Below are 20,991 nucleotides of genomic sequence, written 5' to 3' on the forward strand. Positions count from 1 at the left end.
CGGCTTCTGATTATTCCATGGCTCCTTTGGGCCATTGTCATAGGGAAGAAAAACTTAGGAGAGCAGTCATCCTGCATTATATCGCTCCAATTTCAGGGTCGATTCCCTGATTACAAGACTCGTTTTTATGGTCTTGGTCTCAAAGGCAAGGAGTTGTCCTTTTTGCTCGATCCTATCGATCAATTGGTTCGCAGCGGTTTCTCCAATGAACCTACCATGTTGACTGACCATAGTGGCCGGGGGACTTACATATTTGGACAGTTCTCCATTGGTGAATCCGATCACAGCAATATCTTCCGGGATCCGGAATCCTTTGGATTGTACAATATCCATTACCTTGACCGTGGTGATCTCATCAAAGACCATTATGGCATCGATTTTTTTGAAGTCCAAGGAAAGGGACAACGAAAGCTCCAGATCATCGTTATGGCCAATGGGCAGCAACAGCTTTCCATCGAAGGGTATTCCTTTTTTCTGCAACGCTTTTTTATACCCATCCACCCGTAGTCTGCCAATGAGCGAATTAGCGATGGGGTTCACTATCGCCACAGTCTTACAGCCAGTTTCCAGAAAATATGTAGTGGCCTTGTAACCTGCCTCGAAGTCGTCCACCACAACTTTATCGCATTCAATAAGCTCCGTGATCCTATCGAACATGACCAGGGGAATCTGCTTGTCCCTCAACTCTTGAAAATGTTCTACATGGCCCGATTGTTCCATCTCACCGGCAACCGTTGAAATGATCACCCCATCGACCGAACCAGAACACAGAAAGTCCAAGACTTTGGCCTCTTTTTCCAATGACTCGTTGGTACTACAGGTAATGATGCTATAGCCTCTTAGATCGGCCACTTGTTCAATACCATAGAGTACTTGGACAAAAAAATAGTTCAGGATGTTGGGGATGACCACCCCTAAGGTCTTGGTGTTCCTCTTCAATAAGTTGATAGCCATCCTGTTGGGCTTGTAATGGTTCTCCCTAGCATACTTCTTTATGCTTTCCCTTAACCCCTCACTGATTTCATGGCTATCATTGATGGCCTTGGAGACTGTGGAAACGGACACCTTGAAATGGGCCGCAATGGATTTAATGGTCATCTTGGGCATTCTTGGGAAATAAAGATTTATGATCAAAAAATAAGGAATTTTTAGTTGCCAAATGAAAGCGGTACAAAAAATGCCCTTTTTCAAGTACGCACAAATTCCATATTTCCCGTCAGGCCAAAAGGAGTTTACCCATTTCCCATAACCATGGCCACGCTACAGATACCCATCGATGGATCTACCCGATCAAACGAACCTGTTCAGGATGTTTTCGAACAGCTCTTGCTTTCCGCTGATCTGCTCTGGCTCGCCCGTATTGAAGGCATGGTCATAAAGGTCGTTCAGGTCAAGTTTCCCCGATACAAAGTCAGCTCCCTTTCCTTGATCAAAAGATGCGTAGCGTTTGGCCAACAATTGTTCATAATTGGAGCTCTCCAGAACGGCATTGGCGGCCAAGAGTGCCTTTGCAAAGGTATCCGCGCCACCGATATGGGCCAAGAAAATGTCTTCCAGGTCCGTGCTGTTGCGCCTGGTCTTGGCATCAAAGTTGACACCTCCTCCTTGTAGCCCTCCTGACTTGAGAAGGACCAACATGGCCTCGGTGACTTCCAACACATTGTTGGGGAACTGATCGGTGTCCCATCCATTTTGATAATCTCCCCTATTGGCATCTATACTTCCCAACATGCCCGCATTGGCAGCCGCCTGTAGTTCATGCTGGAAGGTATGCTGTGCCAATGTGGCATGGTTCACCTCAATGTTCAGTTTAAAATCCTTTTCGAGCCCATATTCGCGAATGGAGTTGATGGAGGTTGCGGCATCGAAATCATACTGGTGTTTGGTGGGCTCCATGGGTTTGGGCTCAATGAAGAAAGTACCCTTGAAACCTTCCTTTCTAGCATAGTCCTTTGCCATGTTCAAAAACCGGCCGATATTGTCCTGTTCCAGTTTCATGTTGGTGTTCAATAGCGACATATAACCTTCCCGGCCACCCCAGAACACATAGTTTTCCCCACCCAGGGAAATAGTGGCGTCCAGGGCCATTTTTACCTGAGCCCCTGCATGGGCGACCACGTCAAAATTTGGATTGGAGGCGGCCCCGTTCATGTATCTTGGGTTGGAAAAACAATTGGCCGTACCCCAGAGCAGTTTTACCCCGGAAGCCTTTTGTTTTTCCTGAAGGTAGTCCACAATGGCAGACAACCGCTTTTCCGATTCGGCGAGACTATCCCCTTCATCCACAAGGTCAAAATCATGGAAGCAATAGTAATCGAACCCTATTTTGGTGATGAACTCAAAGGCTGCATCGGCTTTCTCCTGCGCTGCTTTTATGGGGTCTTTGTCCACAGACCATGGAAACTGCTTGGTGCCCGGGCCAAATGGATCTCCACCCGTTCCGCAAAGGGTATGCCAGTAGGCCATTGCGAACTTGAAATGCTCCCTCATGGTCTTACCGGCCACCTTTTGATCTGGATTGTAGAATTTGAAGGCCAAGGGATTATCCGATTCATTGCCCTCAAACTTGATCTCTCCTATTCCTTTGAAATATTCCTTATTGCCCAAATGTGCCATTATGTTTTGTGTTTATGATGAGTTACTATTTTTTTCCCAATCCCCATAAATTTCCATATAACGGTCCCTGTCCATAAAAGAGCTTAACTATCGGCAACATTGCTCACCAATCGCCGCCCCCTGTCCCCTTCCACTAGGGCAATATTCATCTAAGAACAACCAAAATAATACATGGAAATTATTTGTTCCGGGATAATCAAATGTAAAAAATCAATGCCTCAGCACAGTGACGAAAAGACGCGATGTTTGGTTTATTTGGCCATAGGCTTTAGGTGCATCACCAATACACATCATGGTAATCTACTGATATACAGTTATATGATATTAAAAATAGGGATTCATTAAATCTTCGAAATGCTTTTCGTGAATTATTACAAAATATGACCTGGTCTCCTCCACAAAATCCTTTTTAAACGAACAGGAGTATCTGGGATGCGGTTGATCAATTGCTTTTTACCTTTCTCTTTTATCAAATCGAAAGCATCATACAATGTGCCCATGGGAGTGCACGCCTCATAGCGCAACCTGTTCCCTTCTATGGTAATGATCTGGAACAATTGGGTAGGTGGAAAGACCGGGCATTATGAATGCCCCTAAGCGAAACAATAGCTTTTAAAGCTTCAATATATTCACCTTAACGAGTGTAGTCCCTTCGAAAAAAGAAAGACGTAACCCCTAGGGAGGAAAGTTACGCCTTTCATCAACTAAACTAACTGATAACAATTACAGGTCAAAACTTGGATTGGTACATGGGCAAAAGCGGAAGACCTGTCTAAAAATCAATCCCTTGTAAAAGGTATAATTTCTGCCATGGCCGCATTGTCCGTTCCATCATGCCCAGATTTTGCGATAAACTTCAAGTACCTAAAGGTTTGGGCCGTGTCAAAATCAACTTCCTGCGCATCGGCAGTCTTGGCCAATACAAAATCTCCCATCGATGTCCAGTTCACATTGTCCGTGCTGATTTGTATTTCCAAATTCTCAACCGATCGTCCCGTTGACTGCCTTTGGTAAAATCGAACGCCATCAACCAAATTTTCCGCACCCATATCAATGGTAATGTGGTGTGGGGGTGTGGGGGAACATCCGGCCCAACAAGAGTGCCAGTACGTATTCAAATCGCCATCCAATACGTCTGCGGCCCTACCTGTGTCACCTTCACCACCTTGATCTTCCTGCGTACTATAATCGATAACGGTCCAACCTGTTCTATCCAATTCCGTTGCGGGGCCAAGAACCACTACTTGTGGCAGGGCATCCAAATCCACATCAGGTTGTGTACCAGAATCTCTGGTCAATGCGGACCCCACGCTGGTAAAGTCATTGAAGAAGCCGCAGTTTTTCAGTATAAAACCATTTCCTTCAGTGCCACCATAGAAGTCCATTCTGTCCCCGTTCGCGGCAGTGGCATCCACCCTAAAAGTAGCTTCGGTCACCTCATTCCAAGTACCATCTGTAGTATAGGCCCATTGGTTGCTATAGTTGCCTTGTCTGGTGATGTTCCCGGTTGCGGGGTTGAAATTTTCCAAAAACGAGTAAAGTCCTGTTAAATAGGTAGATGTCTGGGGCCTTCTAAGGCTGGCGATCATTTCCCATTCGCCCACTGCAGGATCAAAGAAATATCCGGTGTAATCGGTGGAACCTTCTACATCTGACGGTTCTCCTTTTAAAATAAACTTATAGGTCACCCCTGTCTGCCAACCAATGTTTTTAAAGCTTTGAAGTCCTGAACCTTCGTTTCCAAAATTTTGGACGGTAACCCCTTCTCCACTTCCCAATTCAGTGACCATGTAGTCTTCGGGGATTTGGTTGGGGTCGTCCGTATCAAACGCACTCCAAATGGAAAAGAGAACACGTCGTTCCGCGTTCGTGTTCACCTGAAGACCAAAATAGCCTTGCGAATGCCCGTTGGTCATAAAGTACGATCCCAGCACATCTTCCCCTTCCGCAACTGTAAGTTCATTGTAAAAATACTGTACATCCTTTCCTTCGGGAGTTTGATAACCAATATTCACGGAAGGGCCCCTTCTGCCAAAATGAAAATTGTCAACGGGGTTGTAGACTACCCCATCGGCCGCTGCAGGCCCTCCCAAAAGTAAACTATTGATATCCCCCACAAACGTTCCGGATTTTTCAAGGGCCTCTATTTCAATGGTGTTGTAACCATCTTCCACGGGAAAGACACCAATACCGTAGTCCACATAATCTTCGGTGGTGATGATAAGCTCTTTACTTGTTCCGTTTACGGTTACTTTGAACTTGGAGCCACCTTCGGAGGTTTTAATGGCAAGACCCACATTCAAATCGCCTGCTCCCGTTCTTACATACGTTCGGATCACATCAGCGGTTGAAGTCCAGTTATGGATACCTTCTTCAGAAATCAAAACACCGTCTTGGTCTATATTATCGGCGACCCAGCTATTTGCACCAATGGGTATAGTCTGGGTAAATTCCAAATTGGCTGCATTTTCCCCGATAACATCTTCAAAATACACGATCTTCTCTGCATCACAGGAGATCAGGCTCAATGCCGTGGCTAAAAACAGTAGTAACAAATTATTTATTTTAACATTCATGATTTTCCTTTTTAGTTTAATGACCTTAGGTTGAAAAACCGGCCTTGATACGATTTTAGAGTACTTCAACCTGTCCCTTTAAATTACTCATATACATAACCGCCAATTTGGGCCAATGCTGCATAAATACTGCCATCATGGGATGACTCTATTATAACCTTGACAAATCTTGCCGTTTTGTTCTCCGAAAAGTCGGTCTCTTGGAGCTCTGCAACCCGGGACAAACTGAAATTGCCCATGGATGTCCATGAGGAGCCATCCGTACTGATTTCAATCTGAAGGTCCTTTACGGCCCTCGACAACGATTGTCTTTGCGCCAATTGCAGGCCTCCTATTGAAATTTCAGCACCAAAATCGATGACCAGTTCATGGGGATGTTGCCCTGCCGGATCACATGTCCAGCAAGAATGCCAGTAGGTCTCCAAATCTGCATCGAGCACATCTGCTGCACGACCGGTATCGCCTTCCCCCGAAGCTTCTTCTGAACTAAAGCTCTCTATGGTCCACTGGGAAGGCCTAAGATTTGTTTTTATACGGGTGTCGTTAAAAACCTGGTTGGTCTGGTACAAGACCTGATCAGGTTCACATCCCATAAAAGCAACAGCAACAAGCAGAAAAAGCATTCCAATTATATTCTTTGCTATTTTCATAATTTTAAGTTTTGGTGTAGTTTTTATATTCTTGATTTTAAATTCGATTGGACTGTAAATAAGTTGAACCAATACATTGTACATTTCAACATTCAACAACAAACCCCCAATCTCATTTTTCCCAAAAAATCTGATTTTGGATAGCCATCAGGTCAGCCGCTATTGTTCCACTTGGCAAGCCAACCGATCATCCATCCTAAGGATTTTGTTCCAAAGACGGCTGCAATAATATTTGTTGCTCAGGTATCAATTCAATGATCACATTGTCTGTTGCCATGATCTCAGGAAACGGGTTCGAGTTGTTCAAATGCGTTCCGGGATATCGTCTGTCCATGGTCAAACCGTTCCTGTATACATCAAATTTTCTGTGTCCTTCGAAGGCAAGTTCCAACCTGCGCTCTTCTATGACCAAATCCAAAACGGTTTTGCCTTCTGGAAGGTTGGTCAAGGTATATTCGGGAACCCTGGCCCTTACCCTCAGCACATTGATATTGTCCAGTGCTGCCTGATCGTTCCCCTGCTTCGCATAGGCCTCTGCCCTATTCAGGTACATCTCCGCCAAACGGGAAACTGTTGGTGACCATAGGTGAAGATCATTTTCTTGTTGGGAAGCCTTAAGTATGAAAAACTTGGGATACCCGTTACGCTTGTCCATATCGTAATCAAACACTACATCCTGACGGCCATTGGAACCGTTGAAATAATATTGGGTCCTCCCATTGACGTCTTCTGACAATAGGGTATATGTATTGCCATTATCCTCAAAAGTGATGGAGGTTCCATTATCCGTGGTGCGCCTAAACTGGTAGGTGGCATTGTCCTCTACCCAGTAAATTGCCGGTATCCTATCCCCATTTTCATCCGTTAGGTATTGTGGTTCTATGAAACTTCCCCTTAGATCATCATCATTTTGGCCAAGCAACTCCAAATAGGTCTGGGAGGCATACATCTCTCCCCAACCCACACCATCAATTTGGGCATAAAATGAACCAATGGTATACCAATCTTCAGTACCGGGGATGTCTATATCCTTGGTCAAGGTCACCGAGAATATGGCCTCTTCGTTGTCCAAGGGGTGCAAGGTGTTCATTACCGAGAAACGATCTGGGGACAACAGTGTATAGGGCCCTTCATTGATTACCTTATCGGCGTACTCTATTGCCTTTATATTATCCTCCATATAGAGGTAAACCCTGGACAACAAGGCTTGGGCAGCCTCCTTAGAGGCAAAGGACGCCCCTTTGTTTTCGTTCATCAATGCTTCGGCCTTCAATAAATCTGCTATTACCTGGTCATACACTTCCCCAACTGTATTTCTGTCGGGGATCTCATTGATGTCGGAAGTCAATTTCAATGGGATCGATAAATTTGATTGACCTTGGTTATAGGGTCTTCCGAAGATATTCCCCATCTGAAAGTAGACCAGGGCCCTGATATAATAATTCTCTCCGATCACCTGATCTTCCTCTGGTGAAATACCTTCGGTCAAGCTTTCAATTACACGGTTGGCCCCAACCACGGCCTTGTAGGAATTGCTCCAAAACCTGTTGGCCCTACTGTTATTGGGGTTTCGTTGGTAATTGTAGAAAAAGTACAGGGCATCCGTGGTCCCGCCACTGATCATAACATTATCCCCTGAGTATTCAGACATTCTGTGAAGATCGTCTATCCAACCATCATAACCTTTGTCTCCTTTTAAGAACAAGTAGTTCCCCAAGGTTGCCGTCTGTGCAGCACCAGGATCATTAAACAGATCATCGGCCGAGATTTCCGTATAAGGGCTTCTATCCAACTCACAGGATGTAAGGATCACCGTGGTCACTAGTAGAAATAGGTAAGTTATATTTTTCATGCTCAATTTTTTATATGATTAAAACGTGATATTCAACCCCAATGCGAAACGTCTTGGCACGGGGTACCCAATACTGGTGTATCCTAAAGTAGTCGCACCACCGTTATCAACATCATTAATGGTAGGGTCCACACCGGTAAACTTGGTAAAGGTGACCAGGTTGTCCCCGGAGAGGTAGATATTGGCACTGCTTATCCCAATATTCTCCATAAGGATAGCTCGAAAGTCATAAGACAGCCTTACGTTGTTCAACCTAAGGTAACTACCGTCTTCCAAGTATCTCGTGGAGGTCTGGTTGCTCCCTGCATACCCGCCCGGTTGTGGTTTGGGGTGTGTGGCCACGTCCCCTGGTCTTTCCCAACGGGACCAACCATCAGGCAATACCATTTGGTTGTACTGAAGATAATAGCCATCGGAATCGAACAGGTTACGGGATGCATTATAGAGTTCTGCCCCGTAGGAAAAACTCCAGTTTGAGCTCAAGGTGAAGTTCTTGTACCAAAAGCTTGTATTAAAACCTCCTGTAAAATCGGGGTTGGCAGAACCTGCTATCTGTAGGGTCGCGCTGTTGTAATCTGCCGTGGTCGAACTTTCGCCGGTTTCCTCATCGATCACTTCATAAACCGGTGCTCCATCGGCAGGGTTGACCCCCAACCATTTTCTCATGTAAAAGGAACCAAATTCCTCTCCTTCCCTGATGATGAACGAACCGCTTATGATATCAGTGGCATCGGGCAGCTCCTCCACATTGTTTCTATTGAAACTAATATTCCCCCCTATGTTGATTCCAAAGTCATCCGTGTTCACTATGTCTGCAGAAACCGCGACCTCTATACCTTTATTGGTAACGGAACCGATATTTTGATACCTTCCACTGAATCCGGTCTGATCCGACAATCTTCTAAAGAACAACAGACCGGAATTTTCCTTGTCATAGTAGTCAACGGTCAGGTCAATGGCATTGAACAGTGTTGCATCCAGTCCAAAATTGCTTTCTATACCCTTTTCCCAAGTCAGGTCTTCTGTTCCCAAACGGTTAGGCTTGGCAGCGATAAGACCTGCATATTGGAACCGTACATCATATGTGGACAAAAATCCAAAACCGCCGGGCTGGTTACCTACCGCACCATGGCTGGCCCTCAATTTCAACACGTTTATGCTTTTGGAATCAAAGAAATCCTCTTTATGGATGTTCCATCCTGCGGCAAACGAGTAAAACTCGCCGTACCTATAATCGGGTGCAAATGCAGATGCCCCATCTACCCTCAGGGAGGTTTTTGCGAAATATTTTCCCTTATAATCGTAGTCCGCGGCAACAAGAAAGGATTGTTGGGCAAATTCACTGGCATCACCATCGGCCACCGCCGGTTTTAGCCCCACACTTTGTACCTTGCCGTTGACCACGACATTTTCTGAACGTGCGGTAACATTTCTTGTACTGCTATCATTGTATTCGTAAGCGGCCAAAACATTAACGGTATGGTCATTGTTGAAAATGTTGGAATATTTCAACATCTGGTTGGTAAACCTGGACAACCCCCTATAGGTATAATCCTCTATAGATCCGTTGTTTGCCCTTCCTCCATTAGATCTTGGGTCTGTATAGCTGTACCGCTCAAAATTTCCCCACCTAAAGTTGTTCGTGGAGATAAAGGTCAAATTTTTCAGCAACTGATATTCAAAATCGAAACTTGCGAACAAGTCAAATGAGCGGGAGTCCGAATAGTTCCATTGCCTATCATAAAAAAAGTTGCTCTTGTCCCTTCCCAACCACGTATCTCCCAATGCCTGATTGGCATTGACCACGGAACCATCCTCATTAAAAGGGATATCCCATGGCAAATTGGTATAGGCTTGGTACAGACTACCTCCCCTTGCATTGTCCCTTCGGTCAAAAACAAAATAGAGCTTGGGCTTTATGGTGAGTTTGTCAGTAATCTTGTAATCCAGGTTGGTCCTATAGGTATATCGGTCCAGTTTGCTGCCAATGACGGTACCTTCCTCGCTGTAATATCCTCCGGACACCAATAGATTGTGGGTCTCCGTGGCCGAGGTAAAAGAGGCCGATGCATCTGTGACAAGCCCATCCTGTGTCGTGGCGTCCAACCAGTTGAAATCGCGCTCCAATAGGCTTTCGTCAAACCAGGGGTTCGTATTGCCCAAACTCTCCTGAAAATCATACAACTGTCTGGAATCCATCACTTCGAAATTCCCTGGGTTGAATCGGTTTATCGCAGTCTTTAACGAGACCGTCAATTGTGGTTTTTGTCCGATAGTGCCCCGCTTGGTAGTCACAATGATCACCCCATTGGCGCCACGGTTCCCGTAAAGTGCCGTAGCCGAAGCATCCTTAAGTACGGACATACTCGCCACATCCTTGGGATTCAACTTGGGATCCGAGTTGCCGACAATAACCCCATCGACTACCCATAAGGGGGAATTTGTTGAATTTATGGAAGAACGCCCCCTAATGATAATATTTGGGGAAGATCCTGGTTGTCCGTTGCTCGGCAACACCTGTACACCGGTCACCTTACCTTGTAGCATGGTAGCTACCTCGGGAACCGTAACATCCGTAAGCTTTTCGGACTTGACCTCCACGACCGAAGAGGTTACCGTTTCCTTCTTTTGTGTTCCATAGGCTACGACCACCACTTCTTCCAAAGCATTCTGTTCCATGGTCAATTGGATGGCAATGGTACTTTTTCCCGCCACTGGAATTTCTTGGCTCACATACCCCATGTAGCTCACCAACAACACATCATCTTCACCTACGTTTATGGTGAAATTTCCATCAAAATCAGATGACACCCCTCGAGAAGTGCCCAATACACTGATACTGGCCCCTGGCAATGGTGCCCCATCATCCGCATCCGTGACGGTACCAGAAACCTGTTTTTCTTGGGCCCAAACAGTATGTATAAAGCCCATAAGGAAAACAAATAGTATGGTTTTAATCCTATTTTTCATAAAAATGAGTTTGAGTTAATTATTTGTTTTATAGTCAGTTATTTATTTTTATTCAACCAATGAAGATGTCCATTTGTCAAAGGGTTATTGGAAGGGTTCCTTTTATGGACACCCAACACGGCATACTTCCCAAAAACCAATAGGACGCTGATCACTAATAGGTATCCTTCATCCAGTTGTATGGTTTATTCTTTATCCAGTTACCTCTGGTAAAATCTGGAAAGTCCTGTGGCTCCCCATTGTTCTCTATGGATAGCTCGGACAAGGGGGTAATGGCACTCCATGCTGCGGCATCATAAGCATCCATAGGTGGTGCAATGTTCTGCTTGGCCGATTCCACAAAGGCATTGAGGACAAAGAAATCCATCCCTCCATGCCCTGCTCCATTGGCCAACTCCCCATATTTCTGCCACAAGGGGTGGTCATATTGCTTCATCCAGTCATCGGCCGTGTCCCATCGGTGTGGTTTTGACTTTCCTTCAACATAGATCCTGTTGCCATCCACTTCCCACAAGCCCTTCACGCCCTGGACCCTAAAGCCCAAGGAATAGGGTCTGGGCAAACTACAATCATGGGTCACTATAATGGTCTCCCCTTTTGCAGTTTCTATGGTGGTAGTGATCACATCACCAATCTTAAAGTTCAGTTTTGCATTGGGATGGTCACCACCTGCCGTATCCACGATATAATTATGAAGGCCCCTACTTTTAGTGGCATGCGAGGTCATGGATACAAAACGGTTCCCTCTATTGATATCACACATTGCTGCAATGGGCCCGACGCCGTGGGTGGGGTATACGTCTGCATTGCGCAATAGATTATGTGGGGTACGCCACTTGGATTCGGAAATGCCCTGTTCACCAAATTCGGCGCCTTTACCGTAGGCTGTTTTCCCATCATTGAACAACACGCCGCGCAGATCATGTTGGTATCCACATCTAAAATGTACTGTTTCGCCGAACACATTCTGCTTCACCATGTTCAGAACGGCGAGGACATCACGGCGGTAGTTGACATTTTCAAGGATCATCAAGTGGGAGCCAGTGGCCTCATGGGTATTGACCAAATCCCAGCACTCTTCCAATGTATTTGCTGCAGAAACTTCCAATCCCGTATATTTTCCGGCCTTCATGGCATCCACTGCCATTCTGGTATGCCACAACCAAGGGGTCGCAATAATTACCGCATCAATATTCGCCGCGTCCAGCAGGTTTCTGTAGTCGTACTCGGAACTTCCAAAAACTTTAGGTTTTGCAAATCCTGCTTCATCGATCATTTTCAAGGCGACCTTGATACGCTCTGGATCTATATCGCATATAGCTTCAATGGTTATATCCTTTCTGTTTAAGGCATTGTGCAAATGGTTGGCACCCCTGAGCCCGACACCTATAAAGGCAAGTTTTAATTTCTGATCGGATCCGACCAATTCCGATCCGAGCGATATATTGGGCAGAATGGATAGGCCTGCACCCGCCAATGTGGTTTTCTTGACGAAATTCCTTCGTGAATTCATAGTTGATAAATAAAAGTTGGATTTTAAATCATCTATCGACAAATATGGATTTTCCTGTTTGTCCCGAGGACGAATTTTTGTGCATTAATGGGTAAAAAACCATCTTTATTCCGTCTTGACAGATCTGCTCCCCCTTTTTGACAAATTTGTCCCCTAGGCCTCTACATAAGGGTGGGAAGAAGTTGAACTTAATTGATACCTTTACTGCGACATCCTGTATGCTATGGTACAAGACCTATAGTGCAGCATGAGCTTAGAAAGCATGTCCATTTTTACAAAACATAAAATTTTATATGCCTTTTTCTGGTTGAGCTTTTGTTCCTATGCGCAAAAGCATATCAACTTTGCGCCATTGACACCCGTCGTCAACAATAAACCAGTTTTTGTTTCCAAGACCATTCAGGATAAATGGGGAAATATATGGATGCTTTGTTCCGATGGCATTCTGGTCTATGATGGGTACAACTATAAACCCTTGACCAACAGCACAATTTTTAAAAAAGACGGTGAAAGGGCCCGAGATATGATCACTGATGATAAGCGGGATATCTATATCATCTCATCTTTGGGAAGCTTGATGAAGTTTGATGCTGCAAGTGGCATGTTCGAGGTGCTGAACGATCTTTTCAATGACCAAAAACTAAAGACCATTTACCACGAAGGTCAAAGTATTTGGATGGCTACGACCAATGGCAAAATTTACCGTAGTTCAAACTCCAAAATAGACAGTGTAGCACAAATATTCAACAACAACTTCCCTGTCACCAATATCAACAGCTTGGCCTATGTTGCACCCAACAACTTATTTGTGGGTACTGAAAACGGTAAGATATTCCACTACGACCTAAGCTCTAAAAACTATACGGAGTTGATCGGACGATATACGGATTACCCAGGTAGGATCATCTTGACAACGGACAAGAACAAAAGACTCTGGATAGGTACGGAGGCCCATGGCATTTTTGTTTATGATACAACAACGCAAGAGTTTATTCAGGACACCCTGTTCAGCGGGGAAAGACCCGATGTCAAAAAGGAATTGTTCCTCACACTTTTCAACGATAGTGATGGGTTTATATGGGGCGGTACCGATGGTGGCGGGTTGTATAAAATAAATCCGGTCACTGGTATTATCGACCTTTTTTACAAGCAGGATGGGAATGAATTTTCCCTGGGCAGCAATACCATCTTGCACATCAACGAGGATAACCACAAAAACCTGTGGATCTGCACGAATTATGGAAAACTGTCCATTTTACCCAATGTGGACAACAACATCCATTACCACGAAGGTTCGGCAAACCATATTCCCCAAAAAATATTGAGCATCTACAAAAGCTCAAAAAATATACTATGGATAGGCACCGATGGTTCAGGTTTGACCAAAGTCAACATAAACAGCACCGGCATTACGAAAGAGACAACTTATTTCAACGATTCTGAAGTAGGCCGGGGCCACTATATACAGTCCATCACAGAAGACCTTAATGGAAATATCTGGATTGCCACCTACCTTAACGGACTGTGGTTTCATGATACCCAAAAAAATACCTTAAAAAAAATTGAGGTTACCAACATCCGAAACCAAAAGGCAACGGATGTGAGGACCTTGTTCAGGGACTCCAAAGGCAGGATATGGGTATGTTCCAACATTTCCATTAATGTGTACTCCGCCGAACAAGAACTTTTGGCATCCTTTGAAAACAACCATCACGGGTTGAACGGTCTTATAGCCGAAGCCATGGCCGAAGATCAGGACGGCACCATTTGGATAGGTATTTACAACGGTGGTTTTTTTAGGTTCAATGAAAAACCGCAAAAACTCTCGGAATCATCCTTTTCACTGGTATCGTACCAGAACAACACAACCCTTGAGGGCATTTTCTCCGTAAAGTTCATTGCCGTCGGGGAACCAGGCGTACTATGGCTTTTGGACAAAAACGGTACATTTTTAAAGTACAACTCCCAAACCAACGAATACACCACTTTTGAAGATATTCAGGCCTTTAAGGACGTTAATCTTGCGGCCATTGCAAAACAGGACGACCATAACCTATGGTTCAGTTCCAACAACGGTATATTCCATTTAAATACAAAAACCAAGAAAACAATAGCCTACCACAGTTCCGATGGGCTTCAAAGCAATATATTTTTATCAAGGTCCACCTTCAAGGATAGTGATGGCATGCTCTACTTTGGTGGCAATTATGGTTTAAATTATTTTGACCCCACAGAAATAAGTAAAAAGGAAAGGGTTCCGGAACTATTTATCAACTCCATTGAAATCCTGAACCAACCCATGGAGCAGCTCATTCCCACGTATGGGAGTCTCAGTGCCTATAATTTGGAGACATTGAACTTAAAGTCGGGCCAATCGTCCTTTTCGTTCCGATTTTCGGCAATCGATAATGTGCTGGACCCCAAATACACCTACGCCTACCGTTTAAAAGGGTTCAATGATGAATGGATCGTTAGTGGACAGGAACGCTTGGCCACGTACACCAACATCCCCAATGGGAACTACATTTTTGAGGTCAAGGCAGGCACCAGCAAAGGACTTTGGAACATTGCCCCAAAAAGTATAGCGGTTCGGATTGCCCCTCCTTTTTGGAAAACGCCATTTGCCTATATCCTTTATGCTATTCTTATTGGCTTTGTCCTTTATGCGCTTCGACGTTGGTATTTGTTGAAAAACAAATTGCTCGTTGAAAAACTGATCCACAAAAAGGAAAACGAGCTGTATGACCTAAAAATGAACTTTTTCACCAAAATGTCCCATGAAATCCAAACCCCGATCACCCTAATTTTAGGGCCATTGGAGGACATGTTGAAACAATCGGAGGAAAATGGGAATCTTTTGCTCAACCAACGCTTAAAGATCATCGAAAAAAATGGCAAGCGCATTTCCAAGATAGCACGGGAGCTGACCCTGATGCGTAATAAGGAAATCAACGCGCTGAAGCTTTTGACCACAAGGAACAACCTGTACGACCATATTCAGGATATTTCATTGTCATTTAAGGAAATGGCACGGAAAAAAAGGATCGACTTTGCCATAAACTGCCCCCAAAACCTGCAATCGGCGTGGTACGACAAGGAAAAGATAGAGCATGTCATCTACAATTTGCTCTCGAATGCCTTTAAGTTTACCCCAAAGGAAGGTAATGTCCAGCTCAATGTTATCCCCATCGATTCCAAAAAACAGATAAAATTATCGGTTTCCGATACGGGATCGGGTATCCCCAAAGATGAACTTGAACTTATTTTCGATCTATTCTACCAATCCAAGACCAACAAAAAAAAGAAAGGCTCGGGCATTGGCCTGGCCTTGACCAAAGAATTGGTGGACCTGCATCGAGGCACCATGGAAGTTGAGTCCTCTGCCGTTGAGGGCACTATTTTCACCTTTACCCTTCCCATAACAAAAGACGCCTATGAGGAGTCTGAGATCATTATGACCGACGAGCCCGATGAAACCATCCCCCAAGACATAGAGCAACTTCAAGTGACCCAGTTTAAGGCCGGTACTAAAGATATTTCCAAAAAAACAATTCTGATTGTGGAGGACAATTACGAGTTGCAATCGTTTTTAAAAGAATTATTGGCGGGTGAGTATAACATTATTTTGGCCGATAACGGTGGTGAAGGGTTCCATTATGCCAAAAGCAATTTCCCGGATTTGATCTTGAGCGATATCATGATGCCAAAAATGGACGGCCTTGAAATGTGTGCCCTGCTACAGCAAGACGACCTTACCAAACATATTCCGGTCATCATATTGACCGCCAAAAATTCCACCCAGTCAAAACTATCCGGACTAAAATCAGGGGCCATCGAATATATAAACAAGCCTTTCAACACCGCAGAGCTATTGCTGAAAATAAAGAACATCATCTCATCCAAAGAGCACATCATATCAAAGTATAGAAAAGAGGTAATAAGTAGCCCTGAAATTGTGGGCGATAAAACACAAGATGAGATTTTTCTTGAAAATATGACCTCCATCATCAATGCCAAATTGAACGATGACGACTTCAAAATCGAGGATTTGGCAGAATCCCTAAACATGAGCTACTCCAGCCTATATAGAAAATGCCAGGCATTGACGGGGAAAAATCCAGTGGATTACATCCGATTGATCAGACTGAAAAGAGCCGCGGTCCTTATCGCAAAATACGGATACAATATCTCGGAAACTGCATTTATCGTGGGTTTTAAGGACCCTAAATACTTTTCCAAATGCTTTAAAAAACAATACTACAAAAGTCCCAAGGAATTTGAAAGGGAGGCCAGAAAAATGGGGGTAGACGATTATTTAAAAGAGCATGACCTGGACCATTCCCGATTTAATTTGACCTAACCCCTTTTCCTATGGCGGGATTTCGGAAACTGCAACTGTACTTCCATGGTCCACGCCCTGCCCCCTAAATCCTTGAGGGTACGACCGGAAGCCTATCCCATCCAAAAGGTCTTGTAATCCAGTCCGAGGATTTCAATCCCAACACTTTGTATGTGAAATCAGATGAATGCATAAAAACAAAAAGCACTGTCAATCATTCCGTTGACAGTGCTTTGATACCACCTATTTAGTGGTTCGTCGGGGTGGCAAGCCCATCCCTTGAAACATAAATAGTTGATTTTCTAAAATTTACACCGTTAACTTGGACCAGTTAACTGAACCGTGTTCAAATCGGCACATCCAGCGGCAAAACTTATGGGAGTCTTACAATTTAGGCCTTTTTTTTTGATAAGCAACGATTTGTGTTTCAATGTATCCTATTGGTATAAATCAATTCTATTTTAACATGAGAAAACTGGCCATATTGCTTTCATTGACTTCTTTAATAATCAATCAGTCTTGTGATAGCCCAGATAAAGAAATTGACCTTCAAGGCAACAACCTTTTTGAACTTCAGTACATCAATGCAGGAATGTCGGGAGAAATCATCGAGAAGAAGGATTTGGATTTTAATGAATTCATTGAGCTTTCATCCAACAATCACTTTGTCAAAAGAAGGGTGTACCCGGACAGTACCAGTATTGCCAAAGGCAGTTACCTTTTGATACAATCAGAAGATGCAAAGTATTATGAATTTGAATATGAAGCGGAAAGCTATTTAATCCAAAATTGTACAAGTTCCCTTAAGGAACATATTTCTATTTTGAACAACATGGAAATATTCAATGGAGGTTACCTTCCATGTGATGGTCCGGGTTTTGGATATAGATTAGCCAACCAATAAATGCCAATCTCTAATAAGAAGCATCTGTTTTTCCAATTTCTCCATCAAGGGATGACTGGATTTCATGTCCAGAATCAACACCCTGTTTATTAAATAGTTACAAATATTTTTCTAAAATAGGTAACCGTATGGGTGACGTTCTAATTGTACCGGATTACTCTCATTTGTATTGAAGATAGTAAAAATTGTCTCAATATCCATGAAGATGATGCTCTCCCGCTTGAAACGCCGAACATTTATACCCCTACCGCCAGATTAAATTGAGTACCCTCCATAAAAATGTAAGAAATTGACTTTCAATATTCCAAACCCAAATCTAGGATGGACCATATTTTCAGTTTTAGTGGTCTCGCCCAGCGGTCGCACCCAATAAGACACAATCAAATGGATTTGATTTATTGCATTTTGAGAATATCAATGAATTTGATATTCTTATAGCCTATTTGTTGGTCATTTTAAAGAAAGTTACCAAAGCAATAAATGAAGTATACAAAAATAAAGCCCTACAAGGAATTAGAACCATTTATCCATTTCTATTGGGAACTGAAGGGAAACGAACAAGAAGGACTATGGGAACGGGTTTTTCCAGACGGATGTGCTGGGATATTTATGAATTTAGGCAATAGTTGTTTGACAGATAATGGTGCCCTTTCATTGGAGTATGGAAAAACTTATGTGGTCGGTGCAATGACCTCATTCAAGGACAGCTTTATTGATCACGATACACACTTGGTAGGAGTGTGTTTAAAACCAGGGGCTTTTGCAAATTTTTATAGGTACACCCCACAAATTGAATTGATCGATAATACCGTGGAACTTGAAAAATCCAAATCCTTCAATATTGATAAAATGCTTGAAGCCCACTTCAATTATTTCGACCATTTTTACTCAGGGAGAATAAAAAGTAAAAGCAATCCACTCCAATCCGTTATCAGTGACATTCATTTAACAAACGGACAAATTGCCATTAACAAACTGTCAAAACAAAATTTCACTTCTGTAAGACAATTGGAACGTGATTTTAAAAAGTTCATCGGTCTGTCCCCAAAGGAATATGCAAACATTATTCGATTTCAATATGCTCTTAGCTTAATTAAAAATTCAGGGGAAAAACGTAGTCTGTTGGAGATTGCCTTTGAATGTGGCTATTACGATCATTCACATCTTACCAATGAAATCAAAAGAAACACAGGACTTGCACCATCACAACTTTAATTTGTCGCATTTTTACAAAGTACGGGTGGTTATCCAAAAGTAAATTTGTAGCAACATTAAAATTCAAAAGAGAATGCGAAAAATATCACTTTTCATTGCAACAAGTTTGGATGGTTACATTGCAAAGCCCAATGATGACCTTGGTTTCTTGAAACTTGTTGAAAAAGAAGGAGAGGACTATGGTTATACGGAATTTACGGACACGGTCGATACCATAATCATCGGTAGAAGAACCTACGATTATGTAATTGGAGAAATTGGCATTGGCCATTATGATAATGGACAACGGGATGTTTATGTCATCACCCGGACTGAAAGACCTCAGAACGGCAGAACAATTTTTTATACAGGCAACTTAGCAGAATTAGTGAAGGAACTGAAATCCAAGGAAGGGAAAACTATTTATTGTGACGGTGGAGCAGAAATCATAAATGAGTTATTGAAGCTCGATTTGATCGATGAGTTCATAATTTCAATTATACCTGTTTTGTTAGGTAGTGGCACGAGACTATTTGATGATGGAAGACCTGAACAAATACTTGAATTTGTCGAGGTCAAAACTTTTGTCACCGGATTGACCCAATTGCATTATAAGCGGAGAAAATAAGCAAAAGGCAGACAGTAAAAATTATTGCCCTTCCCATTTGGAAAAGATGAAAAACAAAGTCAAACTTTATAAATTAATCTTACTTTAAAAAAAATTCCATATCAGAAGTTGCCGCAAACTATAATTGTCATACTGAATAATGAATATTACAAAGAGCTCATTAATTTCTATTAAAATAGCCTTAAGGAACTGAATCCTAAGTTCAGTTCTTTTCTTTTATCTTTGTTTCGGTGCCTGGAAATGGCATAAAATCCAAGTATTCCAGCTTTAATATAGAAAGCCATAACCTCCAAAATCAAAACAATAATGTCAAAGCCCCAATGCTCGAAATTTTCAAAGGACATATAGCAAAATTTGCACAAATCCCTGACGATGAATTCGAAGAAATTATAAAATTCTTCGACACCAAGGAGGTGGACAAAAAAGAAAACCTCTTAGAGGAGGGTCAAATTTGCAGACACCACTATTTCGTCTTGAACGGCCTACTGCGAAAGTTCTTCATCAACGAAAAAGGCATCGAACAAACCACCGAATTTGCCATAGAGACCTGGTGGATTACCGACAACTTTGCGTATGAACGTAAAATCCCTTCAGAATTTTATATTCAGGCCATAGAAAAATCTTTGATACTGTATATCACACAGGAGAACCAGGAAAAGTTATTGGAGAAATTTCCGGTTATGGAACGCTATTTCCGTTATATATATCAGCGTGCTTTTGCAGCGGCTCAAAAGCGCATCAAATTTCTTTTTTCGCTTTCGAAAGAAGAATTTTATATCCAGGCCGTTACGAATCATCCTGAATTTGTGCAACGTGTCCCCCAGTACTTAATCGCTTCCTATTTGGGGTTTACACCCGAATACTTAAGTGAAATTCGTAAGAGGCACATTTCTTAAACCATATTAAGTTTTTCCGTTTTCCCATTTTCAAATTTTGCATTGAACAATTTTAAAAGAAAAATACAATGCAAAAACGATTCAACATTAAAGAAGTAGCTCCAAGTGCCCTTACAGCAATGATTGGTTTGGAAACCTATATTTCAACGTGTTCCATTTCAAATTCAACTAAAGAACTTATAAAGATCCGAGCTTCGCAAATCAATGGTTGTGCCTATTGTATCAACATTCATACCCAAGACGCCATAAAAAATGGCGAAACCAATCAACGTATCTTTCTTTTGAATGACTGGAGGGAAGCCGAAGGAGTCTTTACAGAAGAAGAAAAAGTTGTATTGGCGATTACTGAAGAGATAACGTTGATTCATCAAGACGGATTGAAAGATGATACCTACACCAATGCCTTACAATTTTTTAGTGAAACGGAAATTGCGGATATTATTACGGCAATCATTACCATCAACATGTGGAACAGGGTCGTACGAAGCACCCACCTGTTAATAGGACAAAGTCTTGCATAATACAATTGGTAAAGAAAATCGCAGGTTTAATGACTTGCGGTTTTCTTATATTGTTATCAAAATAGTACACTTTTAGTTGATGTAGTCACAGATTTTTGCCATTGTTCCCTGGTTGTCCACTTTTGGCGAAAAAGTAGAGACGAATGCTAGGAGTGTACCATTTAAAAAGCCTCAGTCTGCGCGGGAAATCAGTCCGGTGACTTCTGACACCTTTTCAAAAAAACTTTTAGTGGAAAAATGAGTGTAGCGATATGGTCCAGCTTACCGGAAAATTTTAGAGGCAGTACTCCTTATAAAAAAGAAGATGGGAATGTTCCCCGTACTTTTCCAAT

General features: G+C 42.8%; 13 protein-coding genes. 6 read left to right on the forward strand and 7 right to left on the reverse strand.

From position 1 onward, the window contains the following. Window positions 1-66: 66 nt before the first annotated feature. The 7 genes from FOT42_RS13905 to FOT42_RS13935 form a co-directional block, all read right to left on the reverse strand. Window positions 67-1,098: a LacI family DNA-binding transcriptional regulator gene (locus FOT42_RS13905; protein ID WP_192938401.1), complete on the reverse strand. Its 1,032-nt coding sequence runs from the start codon at window positions 1,096-1,098 to the stop codon at window positions 67-69. A gap of 192 nt (window positions 1,099-1,290) precedes the next feature. After that, a complete protein-coding gene (xylA, locus tag FOT42_RS13910; protein ID WP_151891141.1) occupies window positions 1,291-2,616 on the reverse strand; it encodes a xylose isomerase in 1,326 nt (441 codons plus the stop codon). A 779-nt stretch (window positions 2,617-3,395) separates the two neighbouring features. Next, window positions 3,396-5,192 (reverse strand): DUF3472 domain-containing protein, encoded by a 1,797-nt coding sequence (locus FOT42_RS13915; RefSeq protein WP_151891142.1) that lies wholly within the window; start codon window positions 5,190-5,192, stop codon window positions 3,396-3,398. Between the two features lie 83 nt (window positions 5,193-5,275). Further along, the gene (locus FOT42_RS13920) at window positions 5,276-5,842 is read right to left on the reverse strand and encodes a discoidin domain-containing protein (protein WP_192938402.1); all 567 of its coding nucleotides are present in this window, start codon (window positions 5,840-5,842) and stop codon (window positions 5,276-5,278) included. 196 nt (window positions 5,843-6,038) lie between these two features. After that, window positions 6,039-7,694: a RagB/SusD family nutrient uptake outer membrane protein gene (locus tag FOT42_RS13925; protein WP_192938403.1), complete on the reverse strand. Its 1,656-nt coding sequence runs from the start codon at window positions 7,692-7,694 to the stop codon at window positions 6,039-6,041. An 18-nt stretch (window positions 7,695-7,712) separates the two neighbouring features. Further along, entirely contained in the window at window positions 7,713-10,664 is a 2,952-nt protein-coding gene (locus tag FOT42_RS13930; RefSeq protein ID WP_151891144.1) for a SusC/RagA family TonB-linked outer membrane protein, read from the reverse strand. A 154-nt stretch (window positions 10,665-10,818) separates the two neighbouring features. After that, window positions 10,819-12,177 (reverse strand): Gfo/Idh/MocA family protein, encoded by a 1,359-nt coding sequence (locus tag FOT42_RS13935; protein WP_151891145.1) that lies wholly within the window; start codon window positions 12,175-12,177, stop codon window positions 10,819-10,821. Between the two features lie 247 nt (window positions 12,178-12,424). Between FOT42_RS13935 and FOT42_RS13940 the strand changes: the two genes are divergently transcribed. The 6 genes from FOT42_RS13940 (at window position 12,425) to FOT42_RS13965 (ending at window position 20,659) form a co-directional block, all read left to right on the forward strand. After that, window positions 12,425-16,537: a hybrid sensor histidine kinase/response regulator gene (locus tag FOT42_RS13940; RefSeq protein WP_151891146.1), complete on the forward strand. Its 4,113-nt coding sequence runs from the start codon at window positions 12,425-12,427 to the stop codon at window positions 16,535-16,537. Between the two features lie 445 nt (window positions 16,538-16,982). Further along, on the forward strand, window positions 16,983-17,420 hold the full coding sequence (locus FOT42_RS13945; protein WP_151891147.1) for a hypothetical protein: 438 nt from the start codon (window positions 16,983-16,985) through the stop codon (window positions 17,418-17,420). A 480-nt stretch (window positions 17,421-17,900) separates the two neighbouring features. Then, a complete protein-coding gene (locus FOT42_RS13950) occupies window positions 17,901-18,635 on the forward strand; it encodes a helix-turn-helix transcriptional regulator (protein ID WP_151891148.1) in 735 nt (244 codons plus the stop codon). Between the two features lie 73 nt (window positions 18,636-18,708). Continuing rightward, complete coding sequence (locus FOT42_RS13955; RefSeq protein ID WP_151891149.1) at window positions 18,709-19,242, forward strand: dihydrofolate reductase family protein; 534 nt, start codon at window positions 18,709-18,711, stop codon at window positions 19,240-19,242. Between the two features lie 320 nt (window positions 19,243-19,562). Continuing rightward, window positions 19,563-20,138: a Crp/Fnr family transcriptional regulator gene (locus FOT42_RS13960; protein WP_151891150.1), complete on the forward strand. Its 576-nt coding sequence runs from the start codon at window positions 19,563-19,565 to the stop codon at window positions 20,136-20,138. 68 nt (window positions 20,139-20,206) lie between these two features. Next, a complete protein-coding gene (locus tag FOT42_RS13965; RefSeq protein ID WP_151891151.1) occupies window positions 20,207-20,659 on the forward strand; it encodes a carboxymuconolactone decarboxylase family protein in 453 nt (150 codons plus the stop codon). The last annotated feature ends 332 nt before the right edge of the window (window positions 20,660-20,991 follow it).

The organism is Flagellimonas hadalis (genome assembly GCF_007785775.2).
In the GTDB taxonomy this organism is placed as follows: Bacteria; Bacteroidota; Bacteroidia; order Flavobacteriales; family Flavobacteriaceae; genus Flagellimonas; species Flagellimonas hadalis.

Bases quoted from the DNA above. Each gene is read 5' to 3' on its own strand.
- FOT42_RS13905 (WP_192938401.1), bottom strand. From the start codon at position 1,098: ATGACCATTAAATCCATTGCGGCCCATTTCAAGGTGTCCGTTTCCACA.
- xylA (WP_151891141.1), bottom strand. From the start codon at position 2,616: ATGGCACATTTGGGCAATAAGGAATATTTCAAAGGAATAGGAGAGATC.
- FOT42_RS13915 (WP_151891142.1), bottom strand. From the start codon at position 5,192: ATGAATGTTAAAATAAATAATTTGTTACTACTGTTTTTAGCCACGGCA.
- FOT42_RS13920 (WP_192938402.1), bottom strand. From the start codon at position 5,842: ATGAAAATAGCAAAGAATATAATTGGAATGCTTTTTCTGCTTGTTGCT.
- FOT42_RS13925 (WP_192938403.1), bottom strand. From the start codon at position 7,694: ATGAAAAATATAACTTACCTATTTCTACTAGTGACCACGGTGATCCTT.
- FOT42_RS13930 (WP_151891144.1), bottom strand. From the start codon at position 10,664: ATGAAAAATAGGATTAAAACCATACTATTTGTTTTCCTTATGGGCTTT.
- FOT42_RS13935 (WP_151891145.1), bottom strand. From the start codon at position 12,177: ATGAATTCACGAAGGAATTTCGTCAAGAAAACCACATTGGCGGGTGCA.
- FOT42_RS13940 (WP_151891146.1), top strand. From the start codon at position 12,425: ATGAGCTTAGAAAGCATGTCCATTTTTACAAAACATAAAATTTTATAT.
- FOT42_RS13945 (WP_151891147.1), top strand. From the start codon at position 16,983: ATGAGAAAACTGGCCATATTGCTTTCATTGACTTCTTTAATAATCAAT.
- FOT42_RS13950 (WP_151891148.1), top strand. From the start codon at position 17,901: ATGAAGTATACAAAAATAAAGCCCTACAAGGAATTAGAACCATTTATC.
- FOT42_RS13955 (WP_151891149.1), top strand. From the start codon at position 18,709: ATGCGAAAAATATCACTTTTCATTGCAACAAGTTTGGATGGTTACATT.
- FOT42_RS13960 (WP_151891150.1), top strand. From the start codon at position 19,563: ATGCTCGAAATTTTCAAAGGACATATAGCAAAATTTGCACAAATCCCT.
- FOT42_RS13965 (WP_151891151.1), top strand. From the start codon at position 20,207: ATGCAAAAACGATTCAACATTAAAGAAGTAGCTCCAAGTGCCCTTACA.